The 16,582-nt window shown below is 61.9% G+C and carries 18 protein-coding genes and 1 pseudogene; 11 read left to right on the top strand and 8 right to left on the bottom strand.

The window, feature by feature from the left end:
- The 4 genes and pseudogenes from HX873_RS28075 to HX873_RS28060 all read left to right on the top strand — a co-directional run.
- Window positions 1–773: pseudogene (locus tag HX873_RS28075) on the top strand (sulfate ABC transporter substrate-binding protein); the annotation flags it as partial.
- Between the two features lie 163 nt (window positions 774–936).
- Window positions 937–1,755, top strand: a complete 819-nt coding sequence (gene cysT / locus HX873_RS28070; RefSeq protein ID WP_003218141.1) for a sulfate ABC transporter permease subunit CysT — start codon at window positions 937–939, stop codon at window positions 1,753–1,755.
- Between the two features lie 13 nt (window positions 1,756–1,768).
- On the top strand, window positions 1,769–2,641 hold the full coding sequence (gene cysW / locus HX873_RS28065) for a sulfate ABC transporter permease subunit CysW (RefSeq protein WP_003218139.1): 873 nt from the start codon (window positions 1,769–1,771) through the stop codon (window positions 2,639–2,641).
- A gap of 3 nt (window positions 2,642–2,644) precedes the next feature.
- Window positions 2,645–3,625, top strand: a complete 981-nt coding sequence (locus HX873_RS28060) for a sulfate/molybdate ABC transporter ATP-binding protein (protein WP_003218138.1) — start codon at window positions 2,645–2,647, stop codon at window positions 3,623–3,625.
- Window positions 3,626–3,751: 126 nt separating this feature from the next.
- Here HX873_RS28060 and HX873_RS28055 read toward each other — a convergent pair whose 3' ends face one another.
- Window positions 3,752–4,276: a DUF962 domain-containing protein gene (locus tag HX873_RS28055; protein WP_177123517.1), complete on the bottom strand. Its 525-nt coding sequence runs from the start codon at window positions 4,274–4,276 to the stop codon at window positions 3,752–3,754.
- Window positions 4,277–4,359: 83 nt separating this feature from the next.
- Between HX873_RS28055 and HX873_RS28050 the strand changes: the two genes are divergently transcribed.
- A complete protein-coding gene (locus HX873_RS28050; protein ID WP_177123516.1) occupies window positions 4,360–5,046 on the top strand; it encodes a Crp/Fnr family transcriptional regulator in 687 nt (228 codons plus the stop codon).
- A 38-nt stretch (window positions 5,047–5,084) separates the two neighbouring features.
- Window positions 5,085–5,450 (top strand): response regulator, encoded by a 366-nt coding sequence (locus HX873_RS28045; protein WP_003218132.1) that lies wholly within the window; start codon window positions 5,085–5,087, stop codon window positions 5,448–5,450.
- Between the two features lie 144 nt (window positions 5,451–5,594).
- On the opposite strand, the gene HX873_RS28040 is transcribed toward HX873_RS28045, so the two are convergent.
- Window positions 5,595–6,599 (bottom strand): AraC family transcriptional regulator, encoded by a 1,005-nt coding sequence (locus HX873_RS28040; protein WP_087693638.1) that lies wholly within the window; start codon window positions 6,597–6,599, stop codon window positions 5,595–5,597.
- Window positions 6,600–6,700: 101 nt separating this feature from the next.
- Between HX873_RS28040 and HX873_RS28035 the strand changes: the two genes are divergently transcribed.
- Complete coding sequence (locus HX873_RS28035; RefSeq protein ID WP_177123515.1) at window positions 6,701–7,780, top strand: fatty acid desaturase; 1,080 nt, start codon at window positions 6,701–6,703, stop codon at window positions 7,778–7,780.
- 38 nt (window positions 7,781–7,818) lie between these two features.
- Here HX873_RS28035 and HX873_RS28030 read toward each other — a convergent pair whose 3' ends face one another.
- From HX873_RS28030 to HX873_RS28005, 6 genes are all read right to left on the bottom strand, one after another.
- A complete protein-coding gene (locus HX873_RS28030; protein ID WP_003218128.1) occupies window positions 7,819–8,130 on the bottom strand; it encodes a putative quinol monooxygenase in 312 nt (103 codons plus the stop codon).
- A gap of 292 nt (window positions 8,131–8,422) precedes the next feature.
- A complete protein-coding gene (locus tag HX873_RS28025) occupies window positions 8,423–9,304 on the bottom strand; it encodes a LysR family transcriptional regulator (protein WP_177123514.1) in 882 nt (293 codons plus the stop codon).
- Between the two features lie 12 nt (window positions 9,305–9,316).
- Complete coding sequence (locus HX873_RS28020) at window positions 9,317–10,489, bottom strand: L-dopachrome tautomerase-related protein (RefSeq protein ID WP_003218125.1); 1,173 nt, start codon at window positions 10,487–10,489, stop codon at window positions 9,317–9,319.
- Between the two features lie 130 nt (window positions 10,490–10,619).
- Entirely contained in the window at window positions 10,620–11,552 is a 933-nt protein-coding gene (locus tag HX873_RS28015) for a LysR family transcriptional regulator (RefSeq protein ID WP_102606282.1), read from the bottom strand.
- A gap of 74 nt (window positions 11,553–11,626) precedes the next feature.
- On the bottom strand, window positions 11,627–12,826 hold the full coding sequence (locus tag HX873_RS28010; protein WP_177123513.1) for a CynX/NimT family MFS transporter: 1,200 nt from the start codon (window positions 12,824–12,826) through the stop codon (window positions 11,627–11,629).
- On the bottom strand, window positions 12,813–13,274 hold the full coding sequence (locus HX873_RS28005; protein ID WP_134325533.1) for a nucleoside deaminase: 462 nt from the start codon (window positions 13,272–13,274) through the stop codon (window positions 12,813–12,815). Before HX873_RS28005 ends, HX873_RS28010 begins: the two co-directional genes overlap by 14 nt.
- Window positions 13,275–13,379: 105 nt before the next feature.
- Here HX873_RS28005 and HX873_RS28000 point away from each other — a divergent pair, with 105 nt between their 5' ends.
- The 4 genes from HX873_RS28000 to HX873_RS27985 all read left to right on the top strand — a co-directional run bounded on the left by HX873_RS28000 (window position 13,380) and on the right by HX873_RS27985 (window position 16,463).
- Window positions 13,380–14,231 (top strand): LysR family transcriptional regulator, encoded by an 852-nt coding sequence (locus HX873_RS28000; protein ID WP_177123512.1) that lies wholly within the window; start codon window positions 13,380–13,382, stop codon window positions 14,229–14,231.
- Between the two features lie 240 nt (window positions 14,232–14,471).
- Window positions 14,472–15,284, top strand: coding sequence for an energy transducer TonB (locus HX873_RS27995; RefSeq protein WP_003218120.1), 813 nt, complete (start codon window positions 14,472–14,474; stop codon window positions 15,282–15,284).
- 50 nt (window positions 15,285–15,334) lie between these two features.
- Window positions 15,335–16,060 carry a MotA/TolQ/ExbB proton channel family protein gene (locus HX873_RS27990; RefSeq protein ID WP_085984637.1) on the top strand — a complete coding sequence of 242 codons (726 nt, stop codon included), beginning with the start codon at window positions 15,335–15,337 and terminating at the stop codon, window positions 16,058–16,060.
- Window position 16,061: 1 nt separating this feature from the next.
- The gene (locus HX873_RS27985; protein WP_003218118.1) at window positions 16,062–16,463 is read left to right on the top strand and encodes a biopolymer transporter ExbD; all 402 of its coding nucleotides are present in this window, start codon (window positions 16,062–16,064) and stop codon (window positions 16,461–16,463) included.
- Window positions 16,464–16,582 lie beyond the last annotated feature (119 nt).

The raw sequence follows: 16,582 nt of genomic DNA, 5'->3' as shown, positions 1-16,582 counted from the left end.
TGCGCGCCGACGTCGTGACCCTGGCCCTGGCCGGCGACATCGACGAAATCGCAAAACTGGGCAAGACCCTGCCGGAAAACTGGCAAACCCGCCTGCCGGACGCCAGCACCCCGTACACCTCGACCATCGTGTTCCTGGTACGCAAGGGCAACCCTAAAGGCATCAAGGATTGGGGCGACCTGATCAAGAAAGACGTGTCGGTGATCACCCCGAACCCGAAAACCTCCGGCGGCGCCCGCTGGAACTTCCTAGCCGCCTGGGCCTACGGCCTGAAAGCCGGTGGCAGCGAAGCCAAGGCCCAGGAATACGTGAAAGAGCTGTTCAAGCACGTGCCGATCCTCGACACCGGCGCGCGCGGTTCGACCATCACCTTCGTCAACAACGGTCAGGGTGACGTGTTGCTGGCCTGGGAAAACGAAGCCTTCCTGGCCCTGAAGGAAGACGGCGGCGCCGACAAGTTCGACATCGTTGTACCTTCGCTGTCGATCCTCGCCGAGCCGCCAGTGGCGGTGGTCGACAAGAACGCCGAGAAAAAGGGCAATACCGAGATCGCCACCGAGTACCTCAAGCACCTGTACAGCCCGGCTGGCCAGGAGATTGCGGCGAAGAACTTCTACCGCCCACGCGATGAGAAAGTCGCCGCCAAATACGCCCAGCAGTTCCCGAAACTGGACCTGGTGACTATCGACAAAGACTTCGGCGGCTGGAAAACTGCCCAACCGAAATTCTTCAATGACGGTGGCGTGTTCGACCAGATCTACTCGGCGCAGTAAGCAAAATCAAACTGTAGGAGCCAGCTTTCTGTGGGAGCCGGGCTTGCCCGCGATAGCATCACCTCGGTGTAGCTGATACACCGAGGTGCCGGCATCGCAGGCAAGCCAGCTCCCACAGAAGCTCGCTCCTACAGTGGTATCTACCCGCTAACCAAGGACTCTTATGTCGCGTCGTATCTCCCCCGTCATACCCGGCTTCGGGCTGACGCTGGGCTACACCGTGGTGTACCTCAGCCTGATCGTACTCATCCCCCTTGCGGCGATGTTTGTACATGCCGCTCAACTCACCTGGGATCAGTTCTGGAACATCATCTCCGCACCGCGTGTGCTGGCGGCGTTGAAACTGAGCTTCGGCACTGCGTTGTATGCCGCGATCATCAACGGCGTGATCGGTACCCTGCTGGCGTGGGTACTGGTGCGCTACACCTTCCCCGGGCGCAAGATCATCGATGCGATGATCGACTTGCCGTTCGCCCTGCCCACCGCCGTCGCCGGTATTGCACTCACCGCGCTGTACACGCCCACCGGGCTGGTAGGCCAGTTCGCCGCCGACCTGGGCTTCAAGATCGCCTACACCCCCCTGGGCATCACTCTCGCGCTGACCTTCGTCACGCTGCCATTCGTGGTGCGTACCGTGCAGCCGGTGTTGGCCGATATCCCCCGGGAAATCGAAGAAGCCGCCGCCTGTCTCGGCGCCAAGCCCCTGCAAGTGTTCCGCTACATCCTGGTACCGGCGCTGCTGCCTGCCTGGTTGACCGGCTTCGCCTTGGCGTTTGCACGAGGTGTCGGTGAGTACGGTTCGGTGATCTTCATCGCCGGCAACATGCCGATGAAAACCGAGATCCTGCCGTTGCTGATCATGGTCAAGCTCGACCAATACGACTACCACGGCGCCACGTCCATCGGTGTGCTGATGCTGGTGGTTTCCTTTGTCCTGCTGCTGCTGATCAACTTGCTGCAGCGGCGCATCGAACACCCATAAGGAGGCGCGGAACATGTCCCAATCGTCTATTTCCGCCGCGTCCTCGGCCAACGCTGCCCGTCGTGGCAGTGCGGTGTCCCGACGCATCCTGATCAGCCTTGGCTGGCTGGTGTTCTTCCTGTTTTTGTTGCTGCCGCTGTTTATCGTGGTGTCCCAGGGCCTGAAGAATGGCCTGGGTGCGTTCTTCACCGCGATCCTTGAGCCGGACGCGCTGTCGGCGCTGAAACTCACGGTGATCGCCGTGGTGATTTCGGTACCGCTCAACGTGGTGTTCGGCGTCAGCGCCGCCTGGTGCGTGAGCAAGTACTCGTTCCGTGGCAAAAGTATCCTGGTGACCCTGATCGACCTGCCGTTCTCGGTATCGCCGGTGATCGCCGGCCTGGTCTACGTGTTGATGTTCGGCGCCCAGGGCTTCTTTGGCCCGTGGCTGCAAGACCATGACATCCAGATCGTGTTCGCCTTGCCGGGCATCGTGCTGGCGACCATCTTCGTCACCGTGCCGTTCGTGGCCCGTGAGCTGATCCCGCTGATGCAGGAGCAGGGCACCCAGGAAGAAGAGGCCGCGCGCCTGCTGGGCGCCAACGGCTGGCAGATGTTCTGGCATGTCACCGTGCCGAACATCAAGTGGGGCCTGATCTACGGCGTGGTGCTGTGTACCGCGCGGGCCATGGGTGAGTTCGGTGCGGTGTCGGTGGTGTCCGGCCACATTCGCGGCGTGACCAACACCTTGCCGCTGCACGTCGAGATCCTCTACAACGAATACAACCACGTCGCCGCGTTTGCCGTCGCGAGCCTGTTGCTGATCCTGGCGCTCTTCATCCTGCTGCTCAAGCAGTGGAGCGAGAACCGTATCAACCGCCTGCGCAAAAGTGCTGGTGAGGAATAAGTCATGTCGATCGAAGTCCGTAATGTCAGCAAGAATTTCAACGCCTTCAAGGCCCTGAACAGCATCAATCTGGACATCCAGAGTGGCGAGCTGGTGGCGTTGCTGGGCCCGTCCGGCTGCGGCAAGACCACCCTGCTGCGGATCATCGCCGGTCTCGAAACCCCGGATGCCGGCAACATCGTGTTCCATGGTGAAGACGTCTCCGGCCACGACGTGCGTGATCGCAACGTCGGCTTTGTGTTCCAGCACTACGCGCTGTTCCGCCACATGACCGTGTTCGACAACGTCGCGTTCGGCCTGCGCATGAAACCGAAAAACCAGCGCCCCACCGAAAGCCAGATCGCCGTGAAAGTCCACGAGCTGCTGAACATGGTGCAGCTCGATTGGCTGTCGGATCGCTACCCGGAACAACTCTCCGGCGGCCAGCGCCAGCGTATCGCCCTGGCGCGCGCCCTGGCGGTAGAGCCGAAAGTGCTGCTGCTGGATGAACCCTTCGGCGCCCTCGATGCCAAGGTCCGTAAAGAACTGCGCCGGTGGCTGGCGCGCCTGCACGAAGACATCAACCTGACCTCGGTGTTCGTGACCCACGACCAGGAAGAAGCCATGGAAGTGGCGGACCGCATCGTGGTGATGAACAAGGGCGTGATCGAGCAGATTGGCTCACCGGGCGAAGTCTACGAAAACCCGGCCAGTGATTTTGTTTATCACTTCCTCGGCGACTCCAACCGCCTGCATTTGGGTGAAGACAAGCACGTGCTGTTCCGCCCGCATGAAGTGTCGCTGTCGCGCCATGAACTGGAAGACCACCACGCGGCTGAAGTGCGTGATATTCGCCCGCTTGGCGCGACCACCCGGGTGACCCTGAAGGTCGAAGGCCAGAGCGAGTTGATCGAGGCTGAAGTGGTGAAAGACCACGACAGCCTGACGGGTTTGGCGCGGGGCGAGACGTTGTTCTTCAAGCCCAAGGTCTGGCAAAAAGCCTAAAAGCGCCGCAAAACCCATGTGGGAGCGGGCTTGCTCGCGAATGCGGTGGTTCAGTCGGTACATCCGGTGACTGACACTCCGCTTTCGCGAGCAAGCCCGCTCCCACATTTGGATCTCCAGTGTTGCTCAGGCCGTGGCGTTCTTGTGCCGCACGGCCACGGGCCCTGAGCGCTCTTCAATCTGCCGCTTCAGCTCATGCCGCAGCCCCACCAGGAACGCCAACTCCGCCACCACGAACAACGGCCCCACGATCAACCCGGACACGTCATCGACAAACGCCGGCTTGCGCCCCTCGTAGTAATGCCCCACAAACTGGATCACCCAGCCCACCACGAACATGCCGATGCCGCTGCTCAGCCACACCAGCGTGCTTTGTGCCGCCAGCACATGCCCGGCCCACACCGACAGGCCCATCAGCACCGTCATCAGCACGCCGAGCGCCAGTTCCAGGCGCAGGTAGAACCATGCCGAAAGCAGCGCCACTAACACCGCGGGCGACAGCCACAGCCCGGCCACCGTCCATTCGGGGCGTGACAGCAGCACGGCCACGGCCACGACGATCAGCGGGATGCCGATAAAGTGGCTGGCGATATTACGCGGGTCGCGGTGGTAGGCGGCGTATTGACTGAGATGGTCGACGAGGCTTTTCATTGTTGTTCCTCCTGTAGGATGTTTGATCATGCCCTGTAGGCCCGCGACACACTGTCAACTGGCCGACAATCTTCGGAGTTCGCATGGATGTAGAGAAATGGCACCCACGGCTGGCCATCGGTCACTGGTACAGCCATCTGCCTGCTGATCTACAGAATAGCTTGCTGGCCAGCGCCCGGTTGCGGCAGCTGACGGCGGGGCAATACCTGTTCAAACGCGGCGATCCGCCGTGTGGGTTGTATGCGGTGCTGGAGGGCTCCCTGCGTATCAGCGCGGTAAACGAGCAGGGCAAGGAGGCAGTGTTGAGCCTGGCGGAGTTGCCGTACTGGTTCGGCGAGATCTCCCTGTTCGATGGGTTGCCCCGCACCCACGACGCCTGCGCGGTCGGGCCTTGTACGTTGTTGCAGGTGCCACAACCGGCGTTGCTGCAGATCCTCGAAGAGACTCCGCGTTACTGGCGCGACATGGCCCTGTTGATGAGCCAGAAACTGCGCCTGACCTTTATCAATATCGAGCAATTGAGCCTGATGCCGGCGTCGGTGCGAGTGGCGCACCGCCTGCTGATGATCGCCGAGGGCTATGGCGACATCGAGCAGGCCCGGCAGGTGCTGCAACTGCCCCAGGAAGACTTGGCCGCGATGCTGAGCCTGTCGCGCCAGACCACCAATGCGTTGCTCAAGGATCTGCAAGGCCAGGGCATCGTGCGCCTGGGCTATGGCGAGATCGAAATCCTCGACCCGCAACGTTTGCGCGAGGCGGCGCATGCCTGAGGGTGGTAGCCTGCGTTCACGATTATTCGAGGTGTGTTATGCGCGTCCTGCTAGTGGAACACGAGTCAGAGGCGGCCGAGGCGATGGGCCGCAGTCTTGAAGAGGCCAGCTACACCGTGGAGGTGGCGGCCAATGGCATGGCGGCCCTGCGCTTTGTGGAAAGCACCGAATACGACCTGGTGATCCTGGATGTGATGCTGCCGGGGCTGAATGCCTGGAAGCTGCAGCAGGCGATCCGGTTGAAGGGTGAGACGCCGATGTTGTTTTTGACCACGCCGGACGGGATTGAAGATCGGCTGCGTGGGCTGGAATTGCATGAGGATGATTATTTGCTCAAGCCGTTTGAGGCCCGGGCGTTGGTGGCGCGGGTGAAGAAGGTGTTGCGGCGGGATCGCGGGCGCTGACTGATCTGGCTTTTGTGGTGTTTGATCGACCGCTTTCGCGAGCAAGCCCGCTCCCACATTTGACCGAGTACATCCTTTGGAATGCGGTCAAATGTGGGAGCGGGCTTGCTCGCGAAGAGGCCCTCGCAGCCGCCGCAACTCCAGCTACCTCAACCCATCCCGAAACTGCCCCGGCGTGATCCCGGTCCAGCGCTTGAACGCCCGGTTGAAGCTGCTGGTATCGGCAAACCCCAGCAAATGACTGATCTCCGCCAGCGAACACTCGGGATCCCGCAGATGCAGCAGCGCGAGGTTCTCCCGGCATTCGTTCAGCAGCGCATCAAACCGGCAGCCCTCATCCGCCAGATGCCGCTGCAAGCTGCGCAAACTCAGATGCAACGCCTGGGCGATGCGCTCGGCGCTCGGCTCACCGTCAGGCAACTGCGCTTCGATGGCCGAACGCACCTTGCGTTCCCAGGTCAGCGGCCGCAGTTGCGCCAGGGTGCGCTTGAGCACGGTTTCATTGTGCTCGGCCAACTCGGGGTTGGCATCGTCCAGGTGGCTGTCAAAGTCCCGTGCCGCAAATTCCAGACGGTCTTCCTCGGCGGCAAAAAACACCGGTGCGCGAAATACCGTGTGCCACGGCTTGGGATCAGCCGGCTCGGGCCGCCGCAGGTACACCGCCAGCGGCGCGTACTCCCGGCCCAGGCGATTGCGGCAGGTGCGCACGTAAATCGCGGCGAACGCATCAATCGCCTCAAACGCGGGTGCGGGTGTACCGGCGGGCTGTTGCAGGCGAAAGCGGTAACGTTCGCCCTCCCGGCTAAGCTCCAGGCTCAGTGCGTCGCTGACCACCTGGTGATAGCGCACGATCCGCTCGAACACTTCCCGCAGGCTGCCGCTGGCCACCAGCGCATATCCCAGCGCGTGAAAGGTGGTGGGGCTGACAAACCGCGACACCCGCAAGCCAATCGCCGGGTCGCCGCTGGCCTGTACCGCCAGTTCCCACAGGCGCGTGGTGGCCGATAGCGGGTAGCGCGCGTTCGGATCTTCCATCAACTGCGGGTCGAGCCCGGCCTGGGCGCACAGCGCGGCGCTGTCGAGGCCCAGGGCGTCGAGCTGCTTGCGCAGGGCGCGGGTCCAGCTGGCGAGAGAGGTCGGTTCGGTCATGTTGATTGGCGCTTGCGGTCAACAGGTTGGCGTGTGGGGCTAGCGTCCCGCCAGATCGCATAGGGCAGGATGTACGCATCAATAAGACAGAGGATGGAAGCATGGACGGTACTTCTGCAAGTCCCCGGCAGATGAACGCACAACAGCGTTCAGCGCATATCCGTGAAGTGGTGCTGGCCGAGGGGCTGTTATTGCGCCAGCGCCACCCCTGGCTGCTGCATCAGGATGCGTTGGGCGCGGGCATCCTGGCCTTTGCCCTGGTGGGCATGCTGGGTTCGGCGGCGCTGTATATCACCGGGCACATGGCGTGGTGGGTGTGCCTGCTGCTCAACGCATTCCTCGCGTCATTGACCCACGAACTGGAACACGACCTGATCCACAGCATGTACTTTCGCAAGCAGCGCCTGCCCCACAACCTGATGATGGGCCTGGTGTGGCTGGCGCGGCCCAGCACCATCAACCCTTGGGTACGGCGCCATATCCACCTCAATCACCACAAGGTTTCCGGCAGCGAAACCGACATCGAAGAGCGCGCAATCACCAACGGTGAACCGTGGGGCCTGGCACGCTTGCTGATGGTCGGCGACAACATCATGTCAGCACTGATCCGGGTGCTGCGCGCACCGTCCTGGAAGCACAAGCTGGGCATTCTCAAGCGCACGGCGCTGGTCTACGCACCGCTGGCGCTGCTGCATTGGGGCGCGTGGTATGTGTTCCTCGGCTTTCATGCCGCGAATGGCATCGCCAGCCTGCTGGGCGCGCCGATCGACTGGTCGGCCAACACGCTGGCGGTGATGCACGTCATCGACATCGCCGCCGTGGTGATCATCGGCCCCAACGTGCTGCGCACCTTCTGCCTGCACTTTGTCAGCTCCAACATGCACTACTACGGCGACATCGAGCCGGGCAACGTGATCCAGCAAACCCAGGTGCTCAACCCGTTGTGGCTGTGGCCGTTGCAAGCGTTCTGCTTCAACTTCGGCAGCACCCACGGGATTCATCACTTTGTGGTCAAGGAGCCGTTCTACATCCGCCAGATGACGGTGAAAACGGCGCACAAGGTGATGGCGGAGATGGGCGTGCGCTTCAACGATTTCGGCACGTTTGCCCGGGCCAATCGGTTTGCGCGCCAGGAGGGACGGCTGAGCGAACTCAACCCGGTGGAAACGACAGCGAGCTGAGCAAGCGTCCCGGTCACCCTGGGGTGACCGGGTGCGATTTACTGAATGGCCTGGTAGAAGTTCACCTGTGCTTCATCCAGGTACGCGAGGATTTTCGCCGGCAGGCGCTCGGTGGGTTTCGCCGGGCCGAAGGCTTTGTAGAGCGTTTCGAAATGCGCGTGCAGGTCCGCGACGCTTTCCCACTGTTCGTTGAGAAAGAACCGGTTGGGGTTCTCTTCATCCTTATGCCATTGATAGACCACGGCCTTGTCGTGCTGGTGGGTGAGCTTTTGTGAAACGGCCGCTACATCACGATAGAACTCGGCCTGTTTGCCTTCTTTGATGGTGCCGCTGAAAACCAGGTAGAGCATGTTGGAATCCTCGGTTTGGGGAGATTGCAGAACATCTGCATCGCCAAACTAGCCTCAGTGAGCAGGCCCTTGTAGCCAGCCTGCCGCGAATTCAGAATTCGTAAAAGGCCTCGGAATCGAACGGCCGTCTTTGTCCGGTCAGGCCCATGCGTTGCAACACCAGCGCTACCACCGCAGCGGTAACCCGATGGTAAGACAAGTCTGTCACCCCTAGTCGAACGACGCGTTGGCCGCTCGCGAGATTTGTTCTGCCTGCAGCTTGGTGAGTCACCGTCATGATTTTTTCCCTATGCTAAAAATCGCCCTGGAACTCGGCGATCATGAACTCGACGAAAGCCCGAGCCTTGGATGAGATCAACCGCGCGCTGGGGTAGATCGCCCAGATATCCCGGGTTTGCTCCAGGACACAGGACGGCATGATTTCCACCAATGCGCCGCTTTCCAGTGAGGGCCTGGCGTTCCACTGTGAAACAGAGACGATGCCGAGCCCACCCTCCGCGGCAAGCCGTGCGCTTTCGCCGCAATTGACTCTGAGCGAACCACTGATTGCCGTGACTTTGTGTGACTGGGCACCCACGAAACGCCAATGGTCCTCGTCGCCCAGCAGGATGCAGGAATGATTGACCAGCTCCGCAGGTGAAGTCGGTTCGCCATGCGCCTGGAGGTAGGCGGGTGCCGCACACAGGATGCGTCTGTCGCAGCCGAGCTTGCGCGCCACCAGGGATGAGTCCTTCAGGGCGGCGATGCGGATTGCCACATCAATCCCGATCTCGGTCAGGTCCTGCATTTGATCGGACAGTATCAGGTCGATCTTCAGCTTCGGGTTGGCGTGCAGGAACCGGGTAATGGCCGGCATCAGGCACATCCGCGCGAAGGACCCGGGGGCGGATACTCTTAACACCCGCTTGGCCACGTCCTTGCCTTTCACCGCGACCAGATAGGCCTCGTCCACGGCTGCCAGCACCCGGATTGCATGGGGCAGAAACAGCGCACCGTCTTCGGTCAGGCTGACCTGGCGAGTGGTGCGATGCAGCAGGCGCATGCCCAGGTATTCTTCAAGCTTCGCCAGTTTGTGGCTGGCCACCGAGGGCGCGAGTCCCAGCTCCCTGCCGGCTGCGGTGATATTGCCCAGCTCTGTTGATCGCATGAACAGGTTCAACGCATCAATATTCATGCTTCGGCGCCGCTAGTGTGTGGGCGCCGGCGCGGCATCGATCTTCACGCGCAGCAGGCTGTAGGGTTTCTGGCGCAAGTCTTTGCCTGCGTGAAAGATGCTTTGGCGGTGCAGCTGATTGGCGATGAAGTACAGGTAGCCATCAGGACCGATTGACAGTGTGTCGGGCCAAAGCACACGCGGATCATGGACGATGGTCTGCCATTGCCCGTTCGCCAGCCGTTTGCGCACGCTGTTGTTTTCGTAGTCGCCGGCATACACGGCCCCCGAGGCGTCGGCTTCAAGCCCGTCCGAGGCGCCTTTTTCCCCGAGGTCTTTGACCGCCATTTCGAGCCGTGCTTCGCTGACTGTCTCGTCACGCAGCAGTGCCGTGGGGATGGCGTACAGGTGCCGACTCGACAGCGGGCAGAAATACAAGGTCTGCCCATCAGCCGACAGGGCGATGCCGTCCGAAGCCACGGCAAAAGGCTGGGTGCCGCCTTTGGCATCCCGCACTTTCAGGACCTGGCCTTCGACCGTGGGTACGAAGTTCGGGTCGACCGAGGTCGAGGGTGCACCACTGAGCCGGCGTATGGCCGTGCCACTGGCGATGTCCATGACGATGATCGCGCCCGGGCCGGTAAGTGAAGAGTCGGTGATATAGATCACGCCTTGGTCACCCACGCGAAAATCAAAGCGCATGTCGTTGACGTAGGTGCCGGGCAGCATGACGTTTTTCGGGAATACGAGGGTCTTGACCACCTTGTTGGTGGCGAGCTCAACTGCGACGAGCTTGGCACCACCTGGCTGTGGAGGCGAGAAGCCAGGCGCCGCGGTGTCCAGTATCCAGAGGCGTCCGCGCCCGTCGGCCACCACGCTTTGTACGCTGATAAACCCTTTGGCCGGGTCTTTGGGGTTGGCCTGGTTTATCGCCTGGTCAGGGTAGGGTACGACTTTGCCGTCGCGCAATTCTGCGACGGTAAACGGCACCTCGTCGCCCCAGCGAGGAAAGTTGACAAAGATGCGTCCGGTCTCGGTAACGCTCACGCCGGTGGGCATGGCATCGTGGAAGGCGTGCACCTGCTCGATGGCGCCAACGCTCTGATCGGCGGGCAGGTTCGCCGGCATGGAAGCCTGGGCGGCGGTGCCGGTGAGGGCCGCTGCCAAGGCAAGGGCAGTCCAACTGATTGGGTATTTCAAGTACATGGCAGGGCTCCAGGGTTTTCTGTTCTGGAGCCAATGGTGTCGGTTCCCGGCAGGCGAAAAAACCCGCTGATTGCCGATAACAGTTTCATTGAAATCAAGAGAATGGGCTGTCGCGCGCAAGCCTGGTTTTTTAATTGCGGGCGAGCAAGCTTGCTTCAGCAGAGGGGGTATCCACGGCGATCAGGGTTTCGATCATCGCCTTCGCCGCCGGCGACAAGCGAAACCCGGTACGGCTGATGATCCCGCAGCGGTTGTTCAAACTGTCGAGGCTGTGAGGCACGTTGCGCCAGTGCAACACCGTCAGTGCGCCACGGGCAAAGTCTTCGGCAAACGCATCCTCTGCACCCAGGCCAATCGCATTGGACTGGTGCACGATGGCCGCCAGCGCCGCAAACTGCTCCAGTTCGATAGCGGGAGAAAAGTCGACACGCCCGCTCAGGTTGGCCAGTAGCTTGCGTACCCCGGGAGCGATCAGCGGTGTGGCCAGCGGGTAGTCAAACAAGTCGTTGGTCGAGAGGCTGTCCTTGGCCAGTAACGGGTGCCCGGCGCGGCAGAAAAATACGTTGCGCCGGGGTGTCAGGGCCTGGGTCTGGAAGTTCGGATCGGCCTCGAAGTGGCGCACATCGGCGATGAAGAATTCGATCTCTTCGCGACTCAAACTGCGTCCGAGTTTTTCCCAGTTATCCACATGCAAACCGCTGCGTACTCGTGGATGAGCGCCGACAAACCGTGCGATCGCTCCAGGCACCAGGTTCACCGCCGCCACGGCATCGCAGCCAAAGCGCAATTCGCCGGCGTCGAGCTTGGTCATGCGGGTGACTTCGTGGCTCAGCCGCGCCGCGCCCTGAACGAGCGACAAGGCATGTTGCAACACCACCTGGCCCTCCGGAGTGGGGCGCAGGTCTTTGTGGGCGCGGTCCACCAGCACACAGCCAAACTCCTGTTCCAGGCTTTGGATGCTGCGGCTGAACGCCGGCTGGGTAATGCCCATGGCGTCGGCGGCGCGCACAAAACTGCGGTACTCATTCAGAGCAATGAAGTAGCGCAGTTGGCGAAGGTCCATGGAGTTTTCCGGCGTCCTGAAGGAAACCGCGATTCTAATCGCCTCGCTTATTCCGCAAAAGAATGTTCATTGTTTTATCTAGATTCAAATTGCATATCCATAGAGCCTGTGCGGTAGGTGGCCGGGCTGAACACCCGGGTGAGTATCAGCATCGCCACCACCGTCAGCGTCAGCACCATCCAGGCGCTGACGAAACTGCCAGTCAATTCCCGCAGCCAGCCGGTCAGCCACGGTGATACGGCGTTGATCAAAAAGCCCACGCCCTGGACGAACGCCGCCAGTTGGCCGGCCTCCCGAGGGTCGCGGCGGTGATCCAGGGTCAGCAACAGGCTCAGGGCGAAACACGCTCCCAGGCCGAAACCGATCAACGCCACCCACAGGTGGGGGAACTCCAGCGGCGCCGTCAGCAGGCCGATATAGCCCACGGTCTGGGCCAGCAGGCTGATGCTCAGTAACGGTCGACGATCAATGCTACGTTGCGCCAGGGCCGGCATCAGCAGCGCGGCGATTACCTGGAAGATCGTCATGAACGCCAGCAGCGAACCACTGGGCAGTACGCCCCAACCCAACTGCTGGTAGTAGGCCGGCAGCCACGCGACCATGCTCATGTAGCCGCAATTCACCAGGCCGAAATACAGCGCCAGCAACCACGCCCGACGGTTGCGCAGGCCCTGGAACGGCGCCGTCACCTGCGGGTTTTTCGCCGCACCCAACGGCAGCCACGCCCACAACAATAGTGCGCCCAGGGCCGGTAGCAGCCAGATCCCGAGCCCCGCCTGCCACTGCTGGAAATGCCCCGCCACCAACGGGCTGAGCAGGGCGGCCAAGCCACCGCCGCCCATCAGCGAAGCCGAGTAAACCCCCATCGCCAACGGCACGCGCTGGTGAAACTGGCGCTTGATCATCGCCGGCACCAGCGCCTGGATCAGCGCCACACCCGCACCGCCGAACAATGCCGTGGCCAGCAGCGCCGGCGCCTGGCCAAACAGCCAGCGCGCGAGGCACGCCAGCAGAATCATCATCAAGCCCAGGGCGATTCCGCGACGCTCCCCCAGCTTCGCCTCCAGGCGCACCCCCACCAACGCCACCAGGCCCATGCAGATCACCGGCAGGCTGGTGAGCAGGGCGCTGCTCTGGAAACTCAGGCCGGTGGCCAGACGGATTTCCCCCAGCAACGGGCTGATGGAACTGAGGATGGGCCGCAGGTTCAGGCCGAGCACCACCAGCAAACCCCAACCGGCGAGCTTGCCGGCGAACGAATTATTCAGCGTCATGCAGGGCCTGCCACTCGCGGTAAAGGGCTTGCATCGCTGCCTGCGGCAGGTGCTGTACGGGCAATTTTTGCTCCGCCAGCGGCAGCGCCAGTTGCTGGTAGATCGCTGCTGTGGACAAACCAAAGGGCGCCGCCACGTCGTTGCTGGCAGCGAACACCACACGGGATATGCCGCACAGGTGCATCGCACTCAGGCACATCGGGCAGGGCTGGCCGCTGGCGTAGATCACACAACCGTCGAGGCGCGGGCCGAGTTGTTGGCTGGCGGCACGGATGGCGAGCATCTCGGCGTGGGCGGTGGGGTCCTGGCTCAAGTGGATTTCGTTGACCGCCTCGACCAGCACCTCGCCGTCACGCACCAGCACGGCACCAAACGGGCGGCCACCGGCAGCTACGTTGGCCTTGGCCAGTTGCACGGCGTGATGCAGATGCTGTTGATCGTCAGTCATGGAAAACCCCTCGTGCGCAATGAGGCGTGAAGTATGGGCAGCCGCAGGGGTATTCTGAAATTAAATATAACCATGCCAATCAGTGGCAAATGGAATGGTGAGCCCATGTTCGATCCTGTGTTGTTGCGCAGCTTTGTTGCCGTCGTCGATTGCGGCAATTTCACCCGCGCGGCCGAGCGGCTGCACTTGACCCAGTCCACGGTCAGCCAACAGATCCGCCGCCTGGAAGATGCACTGGGTAGCCAGGTGCTCGACCGGGATCAGCGCCGCGTGGTGGCCACGGTGGAGGGCGAGCGCTTGCTGGCGTATGCGCGGCGCATCCTGGCGCTGCACGAAGAGGCGGCCGACGTGCTGATCAATCAGCAGAGCGATGGCGTGTTGCGCCTGGCGGTGCCCGAGGACTTTGCGGCCGAGCGCCTGATGCCGCTGCTGTCGGCGTTTGTGCAGGCTTATCCCCGGGTGCGCCTGGAGGTTACCAGCGGCTTGGGGCCGGAATTGTTGCGGGATTATCGCGGCGGTGAATTCGACGTGCTGCTGGTCAAGCAAATGGGTGACAGCGATGACTGCCTGGTGTCCTGGCCGGAGCCGTTGTGTTGGGTCGACAGCCGCAGTTCGCCGTCCCTGGGACGTGATCCGCTGCCGCTGGTGGCGTTTCCCGCCGGCGGCCTGTACCGCAATGAAATGCTGCATCACCTGGAGGTGGGCGGCTGGCGCTGGCGCATCGGTTATTCCAGCGCCAGCTTGGCCAGCGTGTGTTCGGCGGTGGCGGCGGGACTGGGGATCAGCCTGTTGCCGGTGCGGGTGGTGCAGCCCGGGCACGTGGTGTTGGGCGCGAACAGCGGTTTGCCTGCGGTGCAGGGCGTGCGGCTGGCGCTGTATGGCCGTAACGGCCTTGGTGCGGCCGGGCAGGCGTTGCTACGCCAATTGCAGAATTTGTGTGCCGGTAATCCACGCTGAGCCATGCCTTCAGTGAATATTTTGTATGCCTCAAAAGCATTGAGATTTTCCCCCTCGGCGCCAGGCCACGCAGGACGTGGCTTCGGCGTATCCGGATGTTTCGGTTATTCAATTTAGATCTATCTATAACTTTAAAGATTACTTTAAGAGATAAGCGTCTGCCCCCGATGATTCAGCCCTCGACGGCCGCCAAGGCAGGCCCGTCGGTTTTTTTGCTTAAGACCGCAGGGGAGTTAATCAATGGGCAATGTCCAGACCGCCGCCAGTGCACAAGAGGCGCAGTGGCGCCACGCACCGGGTGGTGAGTTGGTCGACCTTGGCCGGCCGCATCGCGCGCCGTTGGGGCAGTTGCGTACGCAGAAAACCCCGAAGGGTGTGTTGAGTCGGCGTGAAGCGATCCTGTTGGGGATTCTCGCGCTGGCCTTGCATGGCGCGGTGATCTATTGGGTCAGCCAGAAGCCAACCCCGGTGCTGCCGATTGTGCCGCCGGAAATCCCGCCGATGACGATCGAATTTTCCCAGCCGGCTCCGCCGGTTGTGGAGCCGCCGCCGCCTGTACCGCCACCGCCTCCGCCACCGGTTGTCGAGCCACCGCCGCCGGTGGTTGATGAATTGGCCGCCAAGCCGGCGCCGAAAAAGATTCCGAAACCCAAGCCGGTGCCAAAGCCTGTGCCCAAGCCCGCACCGAAACCGGTAGCCGAGCAGCCGCCCGCGCCGCCTGTACCCGCGCCACCGGCTCCAGCACCGCCGGCACCGCCTGCGCCCGCGCCGGTCACACCGGCCTCGGCCAACGCCGCGTACCTGAAGAACCCGGCGCCGGAATACCCGTCACTGGCCCAGCGCCGGGGTTGGGAAGGCACGGTGCTGTTGCGGGTGCATGTATTGGCCACCGGCAAGCCGGGTGAGATCCAGATTCAGAAAAGCAGTGGTCGCCAGCAACTCGACGAAGCCGCACTGGCTGCCGTGAAGCGCTGGAGTTTTGTACCGGCCAAGCAGGGTGATGTGGCCCAGGACGGCTGGGTCAGCGTACCGATCGATTTCAAGATTCATTAATTATTGGATGCGGTGTGTTGGACACATCGCGACCTGCACAGAGGGAAAACATCATGGCATTAGCATCTCCAACTGAATCCATCGAAAGCGCGGTGATCTGGCTGCTGGTGGTCTTTTCGGTCGCTACCTGGGGCCTGGCCCTGCTCAAGGGCGTCCAGTTCGGCCGCCTCAAGTCCCAGGATCGCAAGTTCCACAAACAGTTCTGGGCGGCATCCAGCCTGGACTCGGCCGCTGAACTCGCTGAAACCAAACCCGGCGCCGCCGCTCGTGTGGCCCAGGCTGGTTACGCCGCGATCCAGGTGGGTGAGGCGCCACACGCTGCTGACCTGAGCCAGGCGATCAACCATCAGGACCGTCTTGAACGCGCTTTGCGCCAACAGATCGTGCGTGAGCGTCGCTCCCTGGAGACCGGCCTGGCCGTGGTTGCGAGTATCGGCAGCACCTCGCCGTTTATCGGCCTGTTCGGCACTGTGTGGGGGATCATGGAAGCCCTGAAAGGCATCAGCGCCGCCGGTTCCGCCAGCCTCGAAACCGTGGCCGGGCCGATCGGTGCGGCACTGGTTGCCACGGGTGTGGGTATTGCCGTCGCGGTGCCGGCGGTGCTGGTTTACAACTACTTCCTGCGTCGCCTGAAGCTCACGGCTGCTGACCTGGACGACTTCGCCCACGACTTCTACAGCCTGGCGCAGAAGAACTCGTTCCGCGTGCTGCTGCACCCGACGCTGAGCAAGGCCGGTGCCCAGGGTGGCGCGCAAAAAGTGAAGGAGGCGTCCTGAGATGGCCTTCTCCACGCAAGACAGTGATGAGGTGCTGAGCGAGATCAACGTTACGCCGCTGGTGGACGTGATGCTGGTGCTGCTGGTGGTGTTTATCGTCACGGCGCCGTTGTTGACCAATGCGATTCCGATCAACTTGCCCAAGACCGAGGCCGTGGCCCCGGTGGAGCAGAAGGACCCGCTGGTGGTGAGCATTGATGCGGCCGGGAAACTGTTTATCAACAAGGATGAAATCCAGCCGGATTTGCTGGAGTTCAACTTGCAGTCGGCCAAGGCCAAGGACCCGGATGTGCGGGTGCAACTGCAGGCTGATGATGGAGTGAACTATGGCGAAGTGGCGCGAGCCATGGCGTCTATCGAGCGCGCGGGGATTACCAAGCTGTCGGTGATTACTGCACGTTAGTTTCAAATGCCTCGACAATTTTTTTGGCCGTCTCCTTGGCAGGGTGCGGCCTTTTTTTTGCTTTGGGGGGAGTACATATCCGTTATTTAGGTAACGGCTACTTATGGTTCCGCTCTTAC

This window comes from Pseudomonas sp. P7758 (assembly GCF_013386485.1).
GTDB lineage: Bacteria > Pseudomonadota > Gammaproteobacteria > Pseudomonadales > Pseudomonadaceae > Aquipseudomonas.
The sequence above is the reverse complement of the archived record's forward strand: the minus strand, read 5'-3'. Positions and strand labels throughout refer to the sequence as shown.